Genomic DNA, 19416 nt, shown 5'->3' with positions numbered 1-19416 from the left:
ACTAGGACATTTAAACTCGGACCCCAATACGGAAAATAAATCCGAAATTGAACATCCCAAATCCGAAATCCCTATAATTTCACTTCTTTTAATAATTGGCTTACCAGTTCATCTTGTTTCTGATGATCTTCAAATTGCTTACGCAATACTTTTTCGGCAATATCTAATGAGAGGGTGGCTACCTGGTTTTTAACATCAGCCATCGCGATAGCTTTTTGATTGTTAATTTCCACGCGGGCCAGTTCAATCATACGGGCACCTTCTTTATGAGCAAGTTCTTTTGCATCAACAATCATTTGCTCTTTAACCTTGCGGGCGTCAGTAAGTATCTGATCGCGCTCGGCACGGGCTTGTTTTAATAACGATTCATTTTCGTTAGTTAAACGGGACATTTCTTCTTTGGCAGCTTCGGCTTTCTGAAGCGAGTCTTCAATAAAACGTTCGCGATCGCTCAGCGCGCCTAAGATTGGTTTCCAGGCAAATTTTCCTAATATAAACAACAGTATCCCAAATGATATCGTTGTCCAGAAAACTAAACCTAATGCGGGTGTAACTAAATCCATAATTCTGTATTGCTATTACTTGTATGTTATTCTTTTAATGGGATTAAAACAAGCCCGGAGCCAATCGCCCCGGGTTGTTCTTTTCTTTTTGCCTAAAACTAATTAGAGCAAAGCTACTACCACGGCAAACAAAGCAACACCTTCAACAAGGGCTGCAGCGATGATCATGTTAGTTTGAATTTTTGAGGCAGCTTCTGGCTGACGAGCAATACCTTCAACGGCTTTACCACCGATTTGTCCGATACCGATACCTGCGCCAATTACAGCTAAACCTGCGCCAATTGCACCAAGTTTTTGAAGACTAACAACACCAGTTGCAGCTGCTTGAGCAATTGTTCCAATCATTCCAATCATTGTTTGATAATTTAAAACGTGTATATATAATTATAATTAATTCAAGATTAATGGTGATGCTCCTCAACAGCCATCCCAATGAACAGCGATGTAAGCATCGTAAAAATGAACGCCTGCAAAAATGCTACAAGCAATTCTATCATATCCATAAATACCACAAACGGAACAGAAACTGTTGACATCCATGCGGTTTTAAAGATAAATATTAATGATATTAAACTAAGCACAATAATGTGACCTGCGGTAATGTTCGCAAACAAACGTATCATTAACGCAAAAGGTTTAGATATGATACCAATAAGCTCCACCGGAACCATGATAGGGTATAACCAAAAAGGAATATCAGGAGTAAAGATGTGTTTCCAGTAATATTTATTACCGCTAAAGTTAATAACGATAAGCACAATTACCGACAACACCATGGTTACCGCTATATTACCTGTTAAATTAAAGCCTCCCGGAAAAAACGGAACCAAACCCAACAGATTGTTGATTAATATAAAGAAGAATATAGTAAGCAACAAAGGCATGTATTTAACGTGCTTGATGCCAATATTAGGAATAGCTACATCATCACGCACAAACAGGATAACAGGCTCCAATAATGCCTGAATACCTTTTGGAGCTTTACCAGCGCGTTTCTTATAGCCCGCTGTAACGGCAAAAAACACAATAAGCAAAACAATCATACCCAGCCACATACTGGCCACATTGCGGGTGATTGAAAAATCATAAACCTTGGCGGCTTTATCTACCTCCCCGGCTTCGTTTACCGCGTGTATTTTACCTTCTTCCAGTTTATAGCTATAATGTGTACCCTTATAAACCGGTTCTTCTTTTACACCTTCTTCCTTTAATAAATGGCCCGACCAGAAAGTTTCCAGCCCCTTATCGGTATAAAGTATTACCGGCAAAGAAAGAAAGTGTTCGCCCATCAACGGAATTGATACGGGCCAAAAGTGGGAATCGCCGATATGTTCAAATACCACCTCTTTTGGATCAAAGGGTTTTTCAGCGCCTTCAGCAGCTTTTTCTTGCGCAATTGATAGCTTAGGCATTACACCTAACAACAAAAAAAGCGCGGAAATCAGGAATGTGTTAAATATTTTTGAATTCAAAATCGAGCTGTTATACATCTAAATGAAGTTTTCTACCTTAATTTTTGGTTGCGCAAGTTACGTAACAAACCATAAATTTCAAAGGCCATATTTAAGAAATATACGTAAAAAAAATCGCCGGCAAAAACATACCTGTCTACGCTGTTTTTCTTAATTAAAATGAGGACGAAAAACAAGCAGGCCAATATTTTAACAGTAGTAGCAGCCAAAAAGGCTTGCGCGTACAATTCAGGGTTTATTTTCCCTATAAATACAATGGATATTACGGTTAAAAAAGTAAGTCCACTAATAAATGAAAACAACAACCAGAACGTTGGTGTAACCAATTTGGCATAAGTTGTATAACTCAACACCACCGGTGGTAACGAAATGATAACAATAAAAATAAGGAATGATAATACAGTAGGAAATAGTTTCAACTTTTTACAGATCTGATAATAATGTACAATGAAATAAATACCCCAACGAGCGACAAGCCCGCGGTTGCCCATTTTGTTTGATGATTACCGGCCTGGTCTATTTTATAACCGGCAAAAGCAAACACACCAATAACAGCGATCATCTGGAAAGCCATGCCCGAAAACTTAGCATAGTTATTAACCTCCTTGCCACCATTGTCCTTATTATCACTTTGTTCATTTTGGGCCATGCGCAAATTTATTAAACCTATTGTATTATCTTTAGTATTTTAGCAATGCTTTTATAACATGATCATATTTTGAGGCGAGTGAGCATATTTTCCATATCCAAAACGTACAAATCTATTCTGCTCGCGCTAATGATCTTCATAGCAGGCTGCTCCCTTGAAAAGGAAAGCGGCTTAAACCGTAATCTGCAAAACCTTACTGCTCATTATAATATACTGTTTAATGCCAATGAATTACTGCGCGTTAAACAGGAAAGCTATGCCGCCGGCTTTGTTGATTCATACAACGAGCTGCTGAATGTTTACCCCGATACTACCGTACAAACCAGCACTCCGGATAAAGACCTGGAGCTGGCCATCAGTAAAGCCAATAAGATCATTAACATAAAAGAGCAAAGTCATTACCTGGGCGATGCCTACCTGGTTATGGGTAAAGCGCGTTTTTTAGAAGGCAATTACTTTGATGCAGTAGAGTATTTTAACTACGTGATCCTCTCATACGGCAAACAGGCTGCTTTAAAACAGGAAGCTTTTATATGGAAAGGCCGGGCTTTGTTATACCTCAATAACACGCCTGAAGCAAAAATTGCTATTGATAGCGCTATAAACAGTATCAATCCTAAAAAAAGTATTCCTGCCGGCATTTATGCTGCCAGGCTGCAATATGATATCAATGTAGAGGATTATCCCGCCGCCGAAGAGAGCGCTAAAATAGCCCTTCAGCATTGTCATGAAACAAGTCTTAAACTCCGCTGGACATTTATTTTGGCCCAGCTACAGGAACTTAACCAAAAACCGGAGCAAGCTATTATCAATTATACCAGCATTGTTAAAAGTAATGCCTCGTTCGAAATGGCCTTTAATGCCAACCTGAACCGTATCCGCATACAGGATCATGAAAACGGCATCAAACAAAATAAAATTGAGCGCCTGCGTAAATTGCTTAAAAACCAAAACAACATCGAGTTTACCGATCAGATCTATTACCAGGTAGCCCAGCAGCTTTACGCTACAGGTGATGTTGACGGCGCCCTTAAAAACTATAAACTATCGGTACGGGGCAGTGTCAAAAATCAAAATCAAAAAGGGCTCTCCTACCTGCGCATTGCCGATATCAATTTTAAGAACAAAGCCGATTACGAAAGTGCCCGTTTATATTATGATAGCACACTCACTTATCTTGCACCCACCTATCCCGGCTACCAGATCATTCGCAAAAAAGCCAATAACCTGCAAATTTTAACCGGCTTACTGCAAACCATCTCGCGCGAGGATACCCTGCAAATGCTTGCAGGCATGGATGAGAGTACCCGTACTGCCCGCATCGATGCGATGGTTAACCGCAAAATATTGCAGGATAAAGTAACCAAAGAAACGGTTACCAACAATAATGGCCAATTTGAAAACAGCAGGAACACTAATAATTTAAATAACCAGCAAGCCAGTAAAAGTGGTGGCAGTATATTTTATTTTTATAACCCGGCCGCGTTAAGCCTCGGGGCAAATGATTTTAAAAGGCAGTGGGGTAACCGCAAACTGGAAGACAACTGGCGCCGCAGCAAGCGCTCAAGTACCAATATAGCTGTTAACACAAACAGCGTAATGCCATCTCCGGATATCGATCCTTTCGCACCCTCAACGCAGGATCAGGCCAATATTACCCGGGGTGATATTGGAGCCTACCGGCAGGACATTATTAAAAACCTGCCCTTAACCCCCGATCTGCTTAACCGATCAAACATTCGGGTTTATAGTGCCTATATGGAAATGGCCAATTTTTACCGCGACATTCTGGGCGATAAAAAAGAAGCTATTGCTACTTATGAAACTTTGCTTACCCGTTTCAAAACCAGTTCAGATAAGGCTGCAGTCTATTATAACCTGTACCGGCTGTATGCTGATATAGATGCCTCCCGGTCTGAATTGTACAAAAGCCGTATCTTAAAGGAGTTTCCTGAAAGCGTATTTGCCAAAGTAATCCTTGATCCCGATTACAGCAAACACCTGGATGATGCCAATGCCGAATTCAACGGATTTTATAACAACGTATTTGACCTGTACACGCAAAAAAAGTATACCGAAGTTATTACAAAGTCCGGTGAATTACTGACCAAGTACCCCGATAACCGTTTCGCGGCCCAGCTATCATATTTACGCACTATCGCCGCCGGCCACCAGGAAAAGCTGGCGCCCTTTATGGCCGATCTGCAGCAAATAACTTCAAAATACCCCGATGATAAACTGGTAACCCCATTGGCCAATCAACACCTGGCCTATATCAACGCAAATAAAGCCGAAGTAGAAACCCGACAGGTTGTGTTAACTGGTGACGATATAAATGGCATCCCTTTTACCCCACCGGTGGCTTACCAAAAACAAACAGAATACCGGCCGGTTTACCATCCATCGGCCCAGGTACAGGTAGCACAGGTAAGGCAGGAACCGAAAGTAAGTCCGCCCCTGGCAGTGCAGGCAAAACCAACCGTACCTGTTGATGTACCCAAACCTGTTGAACAAAGCAAGCCAAAGGTGAACGCACCGGTTATTACCCCTCCTGTTGAACAAAACAAGCCACAGGCAGCTAAAGTGACTGTGCCACCCGCTGATTCTGTTAACAAACCGACAGACCAATTAGCAGCAGTATCACAAAACCAACAACTCCAGCAACAAGTTACAGAAGCTCCTGCCATAAAACCGCTTCCGGCTGTAACCTACATTTTCTCCACGCGTGATAGCACCAATTACTATTTTGTGGTAAATGTGAGCAGCGGTACAACTAACCTGGCTTCATCGCGTTTTGGTATAGGGCAGTTTAACCGTACCAGGTTTTCTGGCAGTTCCATTAAGCATGATTTAAAACCTATTGGCGCAGATGACCAGCTGATATTTATTGGTCGGTTTTACAACCTCGAGGACGTAAAAAAATATGCCAGGGGTATAATCCCGCTGATGCCCGAGATTATGAAGGTGCCAAAGGATAAATACAGTTTTTTTATCATTACCAAGGAAAATCTGGATAAATTAGCCGACCAAAAAACATTGGATAGTTATATTGATTACTATCAAAAATATTATTGAAATGAAAACCTATAACAAAAAACCTGCGCTTGCCTCGCAGGATATAAGACGATATAACTGGTACATATGGCGCGCTGTAATAGCAGGCTTTGTATTTGTGGTAATTATGATAACCCTTACCGTTTTTGGTGTGTTTGGTCAGTTACCCGCTTTCCGCGATCTGGAGAACCCAAAAAGCAACCTGGCATCGGAGGTGATATCATCAGATAAGCAGGTTTTAGGTACTTATTATATCCAAAACAGATCTAACGTTACTTTCGCGGGCCTTTCGCCAAACGTAATTAACGCGCTGGTAGCTACCGAGGATAAACGCTTTTATGATCACTCTGGGATTGATTTTGGCCGCAGCTTTACTATTTTCCTGCACCTGCTTGTAGGGCAAAAACAAGGTGGGAGCACCATTACCCAACAGTTGGCAAAAAATTTATTTACCGAAAAATCAAACAATCCTTTTGTTCGTATCACCCAAAAACTACAGGAGTGGATAACGGCTGTTAAGCTGGAGCGCCATTACACCAAACAGGAAATATTGACCATGTATTTAAACACGGTTGATTTTGGCGCTTATAATACTTACGGTATCAAATCGGCAGCACACACCTATTTTAATACCACACCCGATAAATTAACACCAGACCAGGCCGCGCTATTAATAGGTATGGTAAACGGCCCGGGCATTTACTCGCCCATAAGGCACCCCCAGAATGCTATTAACCGCCGTAACCTGGTACTAAACCGCATGCAGGAACAAGGTTTTTTAAGCGATGGACAGGTAGAGGAGTATAAAAAGAAACCTTTGGGGTTAAATTTCCACCAGAATAACCATTTTGATGGACCAGCTCCATACTTCAGATCGGTATTAAAGAAAGAGATCCAAAAGATCTTTAAAGAACAAAACTTAAACCGCCCTGACGGCACTCCTTATGACCTTGACCGCGACGGTTTAAAGATATATACCACCATTGATGCAACCATGCAGCAATATGCCGAAGAAGCACAACAGGAGTACATGCGCAACTTACAGGGGCAATTTAATGATCACTGGCGTGGGCAAAATTTATCCAAAAGCATCCACAACTTTAAATTCCTGATTAACCAGGGTATGCTTAAAAGCGACAGGTATAAGCAATTGAAGATGCAGGGCATGAGCGACGAGGATATTAAAACTAACTTTAACACTAAAGATACCCTCAACCTGTTTACCTGGCACGGCGATATTGATACGCTGATGAAGCCTGTTGATTCTATCGTTTACTGTAAAATGCTGCTGCGGAACGCCCTCATGAGCATGGATCCTACAACCGGCTATGTTAAGGCCTGGGTTGGAGGCACCAACTTTGAGCACTTTAAGTATGATCAGGTTAAAAACGGAACAAGGCAGGTTGGCTCGACCGCAAAACCATTTACCTACGCGGTGGCTATTGATAACGGCTATTCGCCCTGTATGAAGATCAATAACGTACCGGATACCATAAGGGGCTACGGTGAACCATGGTGCCCGCGCTCGTCACCATCAGAAACCCTGCCTGGTTTTATTACTTTGCGCCAGGCCCTGGCACACTCGCAAAACTGGGTAACAGCCCACGTAATGAGCGAAGTGAAACCTGAGCCGGTTGTAGAGCTGATTAAAAAAATGGGGATCACCAGCGCGGTTCCGCCCTACCCTTCTATTTGCCTGGGTACTTTTGATGCTTCGGTATTTGAAATGACAGCTGCATACTCGGTATTTGCCAATCATGGTTTGTGGACCGAGCCTACTTATATATTACGCATCGAAGATAAAAACGGTAACGTGCTGTACACGCATACGCCAAAAGTGGTACAGGCTATGAACCCTCAAACAGCCTACGTAATGACTTATATGCTGAAAGGCGTTATAGAGGACGGTACGGGCTCAAGACTGAGTTACAAATACGGCCTGCGCAACCCTATAGGCGGTAAAACCGGCACCACCCAAAACAACTCTGATGGCTGGTTCATTGGTATAACCCCACAACTGGTTACCGGCTTATGGACAGGCTGCGAAGACAGGGATATCGCCTTCCAGTCTACCAGGCTTGGCGAGGGAGCCAACAGTGCATTGCCGATATTTGCCTTGTACATGAAAAAGGTATACGCCAATGCTGCACTGGGGATCAAAAAAACAGTTGATTTTGATGCCCCTAAAACCGGCGTGAGCATCATCCTGGATTGCGGCCAGTATACCCAACAACAGCAAGGAACTAATGAGGTTGATAAGAAGTTGGATTTTTAAGAGTATTTAACAAACGGCCGCGTCGTCCTCAAAACGACCAGATATGTCATTGCGAGGTACGAAGCAATCGCGAACGGTGCAAATCAGATTGTAACATTCGCGATTGCCGCGCTGCGCTCGCAATGACATATCCCGCCTAATTTGGCCAAAACAATCATTGACGTTTGAGCTATGAGTGAGAAATTTGATTATAAGGCAGCATTACAGAATATTCCTCATAAACCCGGTGTATATCAATATTGGGATAGTGAGAAAGAGCTGATCTACATAGGCAAAGCCAAAGATCTGCGCAACCGCGTGAGCTCATACTTTAATAAGGATGCGCACATCAATGCCAAAACAAGGGTTTTAGTATCTAAGATCCGCAACATTACATTTACTATTGTTGATACCGAGGTTGATGCCTGGCTACTTGAAAACAGCATGATCAAGAAGCATCAGCCGCGCTATAACGTAATGCTCAAGGATGATAAAACTTATCCCTGGATCATTATCAAAAACGAGAACTACCCGCGCATTTTCTGGACCAGGCGTATTGTTAAGGATGGATCCAAATACCTGGGGCCCTACGCATCTATCAGCATGATGCATAACATCCTTGGGCTTATCAAAGAAACCTATCCCCTGCGTACCTGCAACCTGGCGCTCACCCGCGAAAATATTGATAAAGGCAAGTTTAAGGTTTGTTTGGAATACCAGCTGGGCAACTGCAAAGGTCCCTGCCAAAACTACCAGACAGAGGATGATTATGATAACAGCATCGGGGAGATAACCGATATCCTGAATGGCAAGATAGGCGCCATATTACGCCGTCTTAAAGGCGAAATGGAGGCCGCTGTTGCCGAGTACAATTACGAGTTGGCTCACCGCCTTAAACGTAAGTTTGATTTGCTGGAGAACTACCAAAGCAAATCAACCATTGTAAATTCATCTATTACTGATGTGGATGTGTTCAATATCGCATCCGAAGAGAAACTGGCTTTTGTGAATTACTTAAAGGTAATGAACGGCACCATCATCCAAACCCAAACCATCGAACTTAAAAAACGATTGGATGAAAGTGACGAAGAATTGTTAACACTGGCCATCGTTGAGTTCAGGAGCCGTTACAACAGCGATTCTAAAGAGGTAATTGTTCCTTTTGATATCGACCTGGAAGATTCATCCATTAAATTTACGGTACCTAAACTGGGCGAAAAAAAGAAATTGCTGGATCTGTCGCAAAAAAATGTTCAGTATTTTAAAAAGGAAAAGATAGATCAGTACGAAAAGCTGAACCCAGAGATCCGCACCGAACGGTTGCTTACGCAGATGATGAAGGACCTGCGCATGAATCAGCTGCCCCGCCATATAGAGTGTTTTGATAACTCCAACTTCCAGGGTAAATATCCTGTATCCGCTATCGTGGTGTTCAGGGACGGCAAGCCATTTAAAAAGGATTACCGCCATTTCCATGTTAAAACGGTAGAAGGCCCCAATGATTTTGCCACCATGGAGGAAGCCGTACACCGCCGCTACCGTCGCATGCTTGATGAAGGTACCGAACTACCGCAGCTCATCGTTATTGATGGTGGTAAAGGTCAGCTATCATCAGCCATGCATAGTTTAAAACTATTGGGTATTGATAAGCAGGTAACGGTAATAGGCATTGCCAAACGCCTGGAAGAGTTATACTATCCCAATGACCAGTACCCAATGTACCTGGATAAAAAATCGGAAACGTTGAAAGTGATTCAGCACCTGCGCGATGAGGCACACCGGTTCGGTATCACTTTTCACCGTAAAATACGGGATAAGGGCACACTGGCTACCGAACTTGAGCTGATAGAAGGCATTGGCAAAACAACTGCCGAAAAGCTGCTTAAATACTTTAAATCGGTAAAGAAGATTCGCGAAGCCAATGAAGAGTTACTGTTGGAAGTAGTGAATTTAAAACAGGCAAAAGCAATACGGGGGTATTTTGATCAAAGTCAAAATTAAGAAGTCATTCTTTCTATAAAATTGATCAATGCGAGTGGCGTGTCGCTTCGACAAGTCAAGGGATGGCTGTTTTTTTGAATGCACATACTTTAATAAAAACGCGTTATCGCGAGTTTTACTATCCCGGGGACACTGAGAGGAGAATGTCGTTTGAAAAGCTTGTCATCCTGAGTTGTAAAATTTCGCGAAACTCTGAAGGAGAAATGACGTTTTAAAAGGTTTGTCATCCTGAGGAACGAAGGATCTATTCGCCGACTGTACAGGGCGACGACGCACGCTGGAGAGTAGATCCTTCACTATCGTTCAGGATGACAAAAAGTTTACTTTATGTAGTAGATTCTAAAACGGCCTGTCACCCTGAGCCTGTCGAAGGGTCGCGCGCAGAGGCCTTTGCCCACATGCTTCGACAGGCTCAGCAGGACAAACCTTTTTTAAACGTCATTTCGTTCTTCAGAGTTCCGTTATTTATTCCCACAGTGACGGATCTTCATACGTCACAGGTACCCTTAAACGCAAAAAAGGTCAAAACCATAACAGTTTTGACCTTTGAATTTTAACTTTTGATTTCCTTTAGTATTGCCAAAGGTTAAGTTCCCAATCCATAAGCGTTTTCTTGACCTTTTCAGATTCGTAAAGCTTATCTATACCTTGGGCATAATCTTTAATACGTTCGTCTTTATCGTTGCTTTGTTTAACAATGTAACTGGCAAATATTCTTTTCATGAAAACATCATCAAAACTTAAACCAGATCCGTCGTTGCTTCGGCTTACCACCTCTTTAGTAGCTAATATTGGGCGTGCTTCGGGGAAGTAGATCCAGAAAGCGGGCTGATAATCAACCGCATCACCAGCAACACCTAATCCTTTTGGCTTAATAAGCGGAGCGATACCAATAATGCGTGGTTCAAATATAGAGCGTTGCTTGTCAAACACCCAATCTTCCTTAATGCGGAACTTTAAAACACTATCCGGGTTAAATTCACCGGCCACCATTGTTGATGAAATTACGTTGTTATCCTTATCCCGTTTTTCAACCACGCTGCTATCTGATGATAAACGACCGCGGGCCTGGGCACTTGTTAAAGGCGTGCTAAAGCTATCGCCGTTCACATCATCCTTTTTACCAGGTGTTGGATCATACGCTGTTAATTCACCTGCAGCTATCGCATCCAGCAAAACATCAATCAAGCGGCGTTTTGGTGATGCCAGGTAAGTATTCATTTTATCACGAACATCAATTTCGCGCCATACCCTTTTTGCAAAGGCAACATCACTTTCGCGAAGGTTAGGGTAAGGCGTTACCCTGGCGTTTAAAATATTGTTCTTTTTAAAATACCCGTCAAGTGGCCTTTCAAAAGGCTTCATTGGCTTTTTGTGAGTTGTATCAACGGGTGCTCCAGCCTGGCTTACTACGCTGTTTTGCTGTGGTTTTACCTGTTGTTGTGTAGTACCGGCTGTTTTTTTTGCCGGAGCGCGTTTAGCGCGCTTTTTTGTTTGCCCGTAAGAAGCAACACAGGCTAAACAAAGTACAACTACCAAAATTCTCTTTTTCATACGCGTTTAATTTGCGGATAATACAATTGGATCAAGTGACCGTGGTGACCTGTCTGGACCTACTGCAACAATATCCTTAAATATAACAGTAGTTCCGGGCGTTACGGTGTTTAATGCCGAACGCATAGCACCTGTAAGTTCTGCACCACTTCCTGAATATATAATGGCATCCTGGCGTGGCTTTACAACCAACAGCGTAAAATGCGTTACATTAAATTTAGCATCAAAATCAAACCCATCTAACTGGGCAAACAACCTGTCCTGGGCACGAATATTGGCCGAGCTGGTATTGCCGCCGCTTTTACCGGCAAACTGTGGTTTAGGATCAGGGATACGTTTAATACGAAACTCTGTTGCACCTAATACCATCCCTTTTTCGCCGGTAACAGTAATGTGCGCTTTGCCTATAGCGCTTACAGAAGCGGTATAATGCCCCGCTGAACCGCTTATAGAACCACCGCTCATGTTTACTCCTAAACTTGCTGTGGGTACACCTGGCGCCGATACTGATACCGGGTTGGGTACGCCTATATATAATACGTTCATTTTATCGGGCGATACTACTGCAGATGGTTTTGCAACCATGTAAGTAGTATTTATCTGGTATGTTTTAGGCGCGCCGCCGTCAACAGACTTTACCGATAATGACCCGGTTACTGTGTGCAGGCCTTCGCCGCTTGCTGTAACCGTGTAGGTACCTACACCATCTTTTGTTGGCACAGACGAACCGCCAATAGTAATAGTAGGGTTTGAATGTGAATCATAAGCAGTTAAATAAATATCCGCTTTGTATTGCTGGCCTGCTAAAACATAACTGCTTGGCGCAACCGCTACCGCTTTAAATGCATTAAGCGTCACCTCTGCCTGGTCTATTTTACTATATAATTTTTTAACAACTTCGTTCTCGGCATTCTTGTTATCAGCCTCTATTTTTGCCAGTGTGGTTAAGGTAGCTCCCAATGGGATACCTTCGCCAAAGTAGGCATTTTGCCAGGTTTTTGATTGAATTCCCGGGCGCTTCGGCGGAGCATCAGCGTTCAATGAAAAATTAACACCTGCGCCATCCTTACCCAGCAACTGTAATAATTTAGCCTTTGTTGCTTCAATCTTTTCTTTTAAAACATCGGCTCTTTTACCGTTAATCATCACTTCTGATGATATATCTAAATTTTCCCTTGCACTAACATCATCAATCTCAGGATTAATGCCTCCGCCTTCCTTTATCAAGGTTCTTTTTAATTCTTCGATGTAGCTGCCCAGATCATCAGTCACCTTTTTTGCCTCATTAGCTGCAGCCAGGTACTTAGCTTTATCGGGCTGAGCTTTTACTTTGGTTGCAATGGCACCGTAAGTAGCTTGCAGGCTGTTGTCAACATTTTTTGTTGACGCATCTAAACTCCTCGTAATATTTTTAAAAGCATCCAGCAGATTTTCGGGCACGTTCAGGGCAATTAAGCCTAAAAGCACCAGGTATAAAATACCTATCATCCGCTGTCTTGGGGTTTCCTTACCTCCGGCCATGTATTATAAATCTTAGCTTGTAAAAAATCTATTTATTATTAGTTAACACGTGGCTGTGGTTCATAGCTGTAAGCATATTACCATAGATAGCATTTAATGCACCAAGGTTTTTAGCTAAACGGCCAACCTCATCTTTAAACTGTTTTGAATCATCCAATGATTCGTTAAAGTTGTTCATGGTTAATGACAGGTTTTGGTAAAACTTGTTCATTGATTTTAAATGCGCGCTTGAATCCTGTAACTCCAGTTCATAAACCGCGTTTAATGAACCTAAGTTTTTAGCAAGCTTGTTAATTTGTTCATGGTAGGCTTTTGCGTCAACATTTGAATTGGCAAGCTCAGATAAATTTGCTGATGCCTTATCAAATGATACACTTAAGTTATCATAACTTGCAGTAGCAGCTTTTATTTTAGAAGTAAAAGCAATGGTAGCTTCGCCTGCATCGGTAACCCTTGATATAGCGGCTACTTTATCACCAAATGTTCTTAATCCGTCGCCTAAGCTACGAACCAGCTCGGGGCCTATCTTGGCATCATCAAGCATTTTATCCAATGCAGCCGTACTGCTTGATCCTGCACCAATAACTGCCGGGCGTGATGATGATTTCGGCAATTCGCCCTCAAAGCTTTCACTAAGTTCGGGGTAAACACGTACCCAGTCAACCTCTTTATCCTCGCGCTGTAAACCCAGTATAAAGAAAAGCACAGCCTCGGTACCTAAACCTGCGGTAATGAATTCTGACGCGAATTTCCAGTGTTGTATTTTAAATAACAAACCGATGATAACTACCGTTGCACCAATTGAAATAATGTTTCCTATTCCGAATGGTTTTTTCTTTCCAGCTCCTGCCATAATAATCAGAAATAACTTTGTTTGAAGTTTAGTTTAAATTGTTTAGTTTATCGTTTGTCTTTGATATCCCGGCCCAGGTAGCTTGTTACACAGCGGAAACCGATATATGATTTTGCTGTATCCTGGTATTCGTAGGTACGGGTTGCATTTTGCAAAAAGTAACCGATATCTTTCCATGATCCACCGCGCACTACTTTACGTTTAAGCACTTCGGGATCAGTAGATTTTGCTTCTACGGCAAATGTTGGGGCCAGGTCATGCACAAATGTTGAGGCCGACTCATCAAAGGCTGATGATGTCCATTCTGCCACGTTACCGGCCATATTGTACAAGCCAAAATCATTAGGGAAGTATGAGCGAACATTTACTGTATAGGCACCACCATCATCTGTATAGTTACCGCGGCCCGGTTTAAAGTTGGCCAGTAAACATCCTTTAGCATTTTTTATATAAGGGCCACCCCATGGGTAATCATTGCCTATACGGCCACCGCGGGCTGCATATTCAAACTCCGCTTCGGTAGGCAATCTGTAATCGGCACGGTGGGGTAAGTGCCTCTGATCTTTATAAGCTTCGTTATAACGTGTACGCCATACGGTAAAAGCGCGCGCCTGCCTCCAGGTTACGCCAACTACCGGGTAGTTACGAAAAGCCGGATGCGAAAAATATCCCTCAACCATTGGCTCGTTGGCAGCGTATGAAAAATCGCTAAGCCAAACCAAAGTATCCGGATAAACATTTACGGTATCGCGCAAAATGAAATCAGAACGTCTTGATTTAGGATCGTTCCTGTGGTTGGCGGCATCGCGCAGAACCATTAGCGCGTAATTATATTTCAGGATACGTACATCAAGCTCATCACGATCAAACACGCGGTCTTCATTCTGGTAATACATACCCTGAAGTTTTGACTTGTTACTTGCCGCTCCTTTTTTATTGTTCCAGATGGGATTCTTTTTTACATAAGCCCAATTGATATATTTTTTACCGCTGGTGTTGGCTGCGCCTTTTATTTGCAGGTAATATTTATTATCGTTTACATAGTTGGTGATGGCGATTGAATCACGTACCCAGAATACAAATTTCTTGTATTCACTGTTAGTGATCTCGGTCTGATCCATAAAAAACGGAGCTTCTGTAACCTGTTTTGGCTGAGCTATTTGCCCAAAAGTAACGTCCTGATCGGTTTGCCCCATCATAAATGAACCACCTGGAATATAAACCATGCCGTAAGGCACCTCGGCCTTAAATGACCTTTGTGGTACGCCGGTTAATTCCCCCCTGTCGCCGCCGCCGCCGCAACCGCTTAATAATCCACCAGCCAAAACAACTATTAAAAAGTATATCTGCTTCATTTTAAAAATCAAAAATCAGTTATAAAAATATAACATTATGAGACCCCCGAATATATCAAATTTGCGTTACCGCTCCAAAAAACATTTAATTTAAGCAATAAAATGCCCATTAAATGCCGTTGGCATTGTTTCACTAAGATATAATTTTGTAAAAAACAATAAAACAACTAACTACAATACTGTAAAATTAGTTGTCATTACTACGCTATTATTCCAATAAAAGTTGCAATTGAGTTAAATAAATTTCTTTTTTTATTTATTTACTTGCTTGCAATACTGCTCAATGGCCATTGTCATGGATGGAGCAGCCGGGGTTGGGGCCGGAATATCCAGGATCAAACCAGCCTCAAGCACTGCTTTATGGGTTGTTGCTCCAAAAGCAGCTATGCGTGTATTATTTTGTTTAAAATCGGGAAAGTTTTTGTACAGAGATTGTATACTTGATGGACTAAAGAAGGCAATAACATCATAAAACACCTCTGCCAAATCAGAAAGATCGCTGCAAACGGTGCGGAAAAGCACAGCCGGTGTAAAGTTATACCCATTTTCGAGCAAGAATCGTTGCGTTTCTTCGGCCGCTACATCTGAGCATGGATAAAGAAATTTTTCAGCGGCATGTTTTTTCAACACCTCGGCCAAATCAGCGGCGGTTTGTTTGCCAAAGAATATTTTGCGCTTACGGTATTGAATATATTTTTGCAGGTAAAGCGCAATAGTTTCCGAAAGACAGAAATACTTCATCTCAACAGGCACTTCAAAACGCATTTCTTCGCAAATACGGAAAAAATGATCAGCAGAATTGCGGCTGGTAAAAATAACGGCGGTAAAATCAGCCAGATTAATCTTTTCTTTTCTGAAATCCTTAGCAGGCACACCTTCAACATGAATAAATGATCTGAAATCAATTTTCAGGTTTAGCTTCTTAGCCAACTCAGCATACGGATTTTTGTCATTCTCAGGCTTTGATAAAGTAACTAATATACTTTTAACCTTTTTTTTTCTATCTTCCAAGTCAATTATTTTAACTACCTAAATTTTAATTTCCAATGCCTTTATTAAGATTAAAATAGGGCAAATTTCGAGGGCACAAAGATACGTAAATAAATAAAACTTATGAAATCTGAAAGTAGAAATTATATTTACGCTACTTCTGAGGTATTGCCATATAAAAATCACTATGATAACAACGAGTGTAACACTCAGTAATACAGGTATATACTGTACACCAAGCAAACTAAAGCATATTACTACCGGTAAAAAGACAAATGCTATATTAAAATAAGTGAGGTGTAATATATTCAGGTACTCGCTCACCAGGCGGTTCATATCAAACACAAAGCCAAGGAACTTTAATACGATAAATTTCAAGGCAAATAAAGCGATTACGATGATAGTAAGTAACACAAAAAGCCTGCTGCCACTTACCCGGTAATACACCCCTTTGTATGCTGCCAACTGGTATAAAAACAAGCTAAAAGTTGAACAGAACAATAAAAAGAGGCCCAAAAAAGCCCATGAACTTACCAGGGCATCTTCTTTACCTGCCTGCGAAAGTACCCGCTTACTAAAAAACGAATGCAGTACAAAACCCACATCATTATTCAGGGTGATGTTGAGTATAGCTGTATACAATAGCATGCCTATAATTAATGCGATAATCCAGGGATCACGTGATGTGCGGGGAATACCATCTTTTACCCTGCCCTTATTTTGTAAATGGCTATCCAAAAAGCCATACCCTTTATACAAAGCGTGTGCAAATAAGCTATCGGTAAATTCACTGCGGGTACTTGAATCGGGGATGCGGATATAACGCATGTTAATAGAATCGGCCACAAAAAGCTTACGGTTCTGCATAGCATTGGCAACAGAATCAAGGAGGGAATTACCGCCAGCCCTGATATGCCTGTATGCGGGTGCTTCGGCACTTGCCGCGGTAGTATCCTGCTGAGCGAATGCTGCAGAAAAACTCCATAAAATCAACAGAAAGCAGCCAGCAAAAAATCGCATCTAAAAAATCAATCCTTTAAATTCGCTGCAAAATTACAGTAATAATTGATTGTTTTATAATGCCAACAGATTAAAGATTAGGCTATCAAAAATTCAGCATAGGATAGCAGGCATATTTAATTAAAATTAGCTCAAGCCCCATAACCGTTTAATTTACTACTCCTGCAGCCGCCCAAAAAACAAGGAAACCGCCCTTCGCTTTTTTAATCCCAATATAATTCAATACCCTTTTAGGATCGGGGTGAATGTTTAATACATCTATATTATGATGGTTATTTTCTGTCATTACATCGTTTTTACCCCATTTGGCCAGATCATGCAATAGGTAACCCTGGTTAGGATCACCTGCAGCAATGTCGTTATAATAATCGGGGATCTTAAAAACCTTGATCTCGATGCCATCCCAATAGCTTAATTCAACCTCCAATACTGACGGACCTTCGGCACTGGTGAAGCATAAATAAATGTCACTGTACTTTTTACCGGGTATTTTAAAACCAAATTCCCCCTCGCCTGCAACATAGCGTGCCTGGTAATTAACACTATCCTTATTATCATAGTGCAACAAAATTGGCGGATGCATACTGGTAGCAGCAATAAGCGGATCATCAGGCAAAGCATGTGAACTTTTATCACCATGAAATATGGATGCCGACATGGTGAGATAGCCGTCACCATCGCCATTACCGTCGATGCCTTTCGTCCAGCTCGTTAATTTGCCGTTTGTAATGGTGGTTACCGGACGGGCGTTTAACAAGGGATCAATATTAAACTGCACTACCCTGTTGGCCTGCTGAGCATGCGCAGCAATTGAAAGCAAGACAAGGGAAACAAACAATGACGCTGGTTTAAGGTTCATACTTTTAATGGTGGATATAAATAAAGGAAAGGCAAAACCTGGGAGGCATTTTATCCAGATCATATTTTTAGCAACTGTTATTGATCAATAAATTTATCACTAATTTTTTTGTACTAACGAATATGTGCCCAAAATTCAAAACATAAAGTAACCAACTTATCCATACTTTTGTATCATTGGGTACAGAGAAATTAAAACTAAAATGCATTGATATTTCTGAGTTAGTTTTGCGGTTATAAGCCAGCAAACCTAACTCAAAACTAAAGTTTTAAAACGGCATTTTTTTATGCCGAACCTATCAGGCAAGCCCTATCATAGTTGATTGTATAGATTTCAGTATCTTTACACAGGCAAATATGATGTATTGTAAATTACATTAACATGGCAGCAAATAATAAAATCACGGTACTTTATGTAGACGATGAAGAAAACAATCTTTTTTCGTTTAAAGCTACCTTCCGAATGAAATATGAGGTACTAACTGCAATTAGCGCTAAAGATGCTTTAACTGTTTTATCAACAAAACAAGTTCATGTTATACTTAGTGATCAGCGGATGCCGGAGATGACCGGTGTTGAATTCTTTGAGATAATATTAGAGAAATTTCCTGATCCGATGAGGATTCTGCTAACAGGCTATGCAGATATGAGTGCGGTGGTTGATGCTGTTAATAAAGGTAAAATATTTCATTACCTCGATAAACCATGGAACGAAGAGGAATTGGACCAGACAATAAACAGGGCCTATGAAAAATACCTTGAACACGTTCAATTAAAAATAATGAATGAAAAACTGGCAGACTCTAATGAACAATTGGAGTTTTTGCTAAGGCAGAAACTACTTTCGTAACCTCCGTTATTTCTATTGAAAACACTACGCTAACCGGGTAATTAACGCCTGTAAATCTGCTTTATAAAGAGGTTTCTCTATCAAACTAACAACAGTTTTATGTGCCATTATCCGGGAAATATCACTGGCATTCCGGGTACATGACAATACGCATATTTTATATTTATTTCTGATTTCAGCGGGAAGCTTTTCAAATTCTTCCACAAACTGAAAGCCATCCATCACCGGCATTTGTAAATCAAGCAAAATTATTGTCGTGAAACCTCCGCTTATACGGTTTTCACGGATGCTATCCAATCCATGTTGCGCGCTCTGAAAAACATAAACAATTAAATTCTCATCCACCTGCTGTATAACCTTTCGCGCAATGAAACAATCAAGCTCGCTTTCGTCAATAACAATGAATGCCAAATCCATATTAA

Annotated in this window: 17 protein-coding genes; 4 read left to right on the top strand and 13 right to left on the bottom strand. The window is 41.4% G+C overall.

All coding sequences use genetic code 11. The annotated features are described in order from the left end of the window. Positions 1–71 precede the first annotated feature (71 nt). The 5 genes from atpF to AC1DYB_RS19190 all read right to left on the bottom strand — a co-directional run bounded on the left by atpF (position 72) and on the right by AC1DYB_RS19190 (position 2684). On the bottom strand, positions 72–563 hold the full coding sequence (atpF, locus tag AC1DYB_RS19210) for a F0F1 ATP synthase subunit B (protein ID WP_295712549.1): 492 nt from the start codon (positions 561–563) through the stop codon (positions 72–74). 102 nt (positions 564–665) lie between these two features. After that, positions 666–908 (bottom strand): ATP synthase F0 subunit C, encoded by a 243-nt coding sequence (gene atpE, locus AC1DYB_RS19205; protein WP_274213861.1) that lies wholly within the window; start codon positions 906–908, stop codon positions 666–668. 56 nt (positions 909–964) lie between these two features. Continuing rightward, on the bottom strand, positions 965–1975 hold the full coding sequence (atpB, locus tag AC1DYB_RS19200) for a F0F1 ATP synthase subunit A (RefSeq protein ID WP_477437136.1): 1011 nt from the start codon (positions 1973–1975) through the stop codon (positions 965–967). A 92-nt stretch (positions 1976–2067) separates the two neighbouring features. Further along, a complete protein-coding gene (locus AC1DYB_RS19195; protein ID WP_295712553.1) occupies positions 2068–2454 on the bottom strand; it encodes a hypothetical protein in 387 nt (128 codons plus the stop codon). Beyond that, positions 2451–2684 (bottom strand): AtpZ/AtpI family protein, encoded by a 234-nt coding sequence (locus AC1DYB_RS19190; RefSeq protein ID WP_477437134.1) that lies wholly within the window; start codon positions 2682–2684, stop codon positions 2451–2453. Before AC1DYB_RS19190 ends, AC1DYB_RS19195 begins: the two co-directional genes overlap by 4 nt. Positions 2685–2813: 129 nt before the next feature. Here AC1DYB_RS19190 and porW point away from each other — a divergent pair, with 129 nt between their 5' ends. The 3 genes from porW to uvrC all read left to right on the top strand — a co-directional run bounded on the left by porW (position 2814) and on the right by uvrC (position 9993). Next, positions 2814–5759, top strand: coding sequence for a type IX secretion system periplasmic lipoprotein PorW/SprE (porW, locus tag AC1DYB_RS19185; RefSeq protein WP_477437132.1), 2946 nt, complete (start codon positions 2814–2816; stop codon positions 5757–5759). A 1-nt stretch (position 5760) separates the two neighbouring features. Continuing rightward, entirely contained in the window at positions 5761–8013 is a 2253-nt protein-coding gene (locus AC1DYB_RS19180; RefSeq protein WP_477437130.1) for a transglycosylase domain-containing protein, read from the top strand. A gap of 171 nt (positions 8014–8184) precedes the next feature. Then, complete coding sequence (gene uvrC / locus AC1DYB_RS19175) at positions 8185–9993, top strand: excinuclease ABC subunit UvrC (RefSeq protein ID WP_477437128.1); 1809 nt, start codon at positions 8185–8187, stop codon at positions 9991–9993. Between the two features lie 570 nt (positions 9994–10563). On the opposite strand, the gene porN is transcribed toward uvrC, so the two are convergent. The 7 genes from porN to AC1DYB_RS19140 all read right to left on the bottom strand — a co-directional run bounded on the left by porN (position 10564) and on the right by AC1DYB_RS19140 (position 18145). Further along, positions 10564–11547: a type IX secretion system ring subunit PorN/GldN gene (gene porN / locus AC1DYB_RS19170; protein ID WP_295712563.1), complete on the bottom strand. Its 984-nt coding sequence runs from the start codon at positions 11545–11547 to the stop codon at positions 10564–10566. A gap of 6 nt (positions 11548–11553) precedes the next feature. Then, positions 11554–13068 (bottom strand): type IX secretion system motor protein PorM/GldM, encoded by a 1515-nt coding sequence (gene porM, locus AC1DYB_RS19165; protein ID WP_295712566.1) that lies wholly within the window; start codon positions 13066–13068, stop codon positions 11554–11556. A 28-nt stretch (positions 13069–13096) separates the two neighbouring features. Continuing rightward, positions 13097–13921, bottom strand: coding sequence for a type IX secretion system motor protein PorL/GldL (gene porL, locus AC1DYB_RS19160; protein WP_477398819.1), 825 nt, complete (start codon positions 13919–13921; stop codon positions 13097–13099). Positions 13922–13968: 47 nt separating this feature from the next. After that, the gene (gene porK, locus AC1DYB_RS19155; RefSeq protein ID WP_295712571.1) at positions 13969–15276 is read right to left on the bottom strand and encodes a T9SS ring complex lipoprotein PorK/GldK; all 1308 of its coding nucleotides are present in this window, start codon (positions 15274–15276) and stop codon (positions 13969–13971) included. Between the two features lie 252 nt (positions 15277–15528). Continuing rightward, positions 15529–16293 (bottom strand): uroporphyrinogen-III synthase, encoded by a 765-nt coding sequence (locus tag AC1DYB_RS19150; protein ID WP_477437247.1) that lies wholly within the window; start codon positions 16291–16293, stop codon positions 15529–15531. Between the two features lie 12 nt (positions 16294–16305). Continuing rightward, positions 16306–17286, bottom strand: coding sequence for a DUF4271 domain-containing protein (locus AC1DYB_RS19145; RefSeq protein WP_295712574.1), 981 nt, complete (start codon positions 17284–17286; stop codon positions 16306–16308). A 148-nt stretch (positions 17287–17434) separates the two neighbouring features. Continuing rightward, positions 17435–18145: a hypothetical protein gene (locus AC1DYB_RS19140; protein ID WP_477437126.1), complete on the bottom strand. Its 711-nt coding sequence runs from the start codon at positions 18143–18145 to the stop codon at positions 17435–17437. Positions 18146–18526: 381 nt separating this feature from the next. Here AC1DYB_RS19140 and AC1DYB_RS19135 point away from each other — a divergent pair, with 381 nt between their 5' ends. Then, a complete protein-coding gene (locus AC1DYB_RS19135; protein WP_295712580.1) occupies positions 18527–18994 on the top strand; it encodes a response regulator in 468 nt (155 codons plus the stop codon). A gap of 24 nt (positions 18995–19018) precedes the next feature. Here the strand turns inward: AC1DYB_RS19135 and AC1DYB_RS19130 are convergent, their stop codons facing one another. Then, on the bottom strand, positions 19019–19411 hold the full coding sequence (locus AC1DYB_RS19130) for a response regulator (protein ID WP_295712583.1): 393 nt from the start codon (positions 19409–19411) through the stop codon (positions 19019–19021). Positions 19412–19416 lie beyond the last annotated feature (5 nt).

This window comes from Mucilaginibacter sp. P2_A4 (assembly GCF_056405015.1).
The sequence above is the reverse complement of the archived record's forward strand: the minus strand, read 5'-3'. Positions and strand labels throughout refer to the sequence as shown.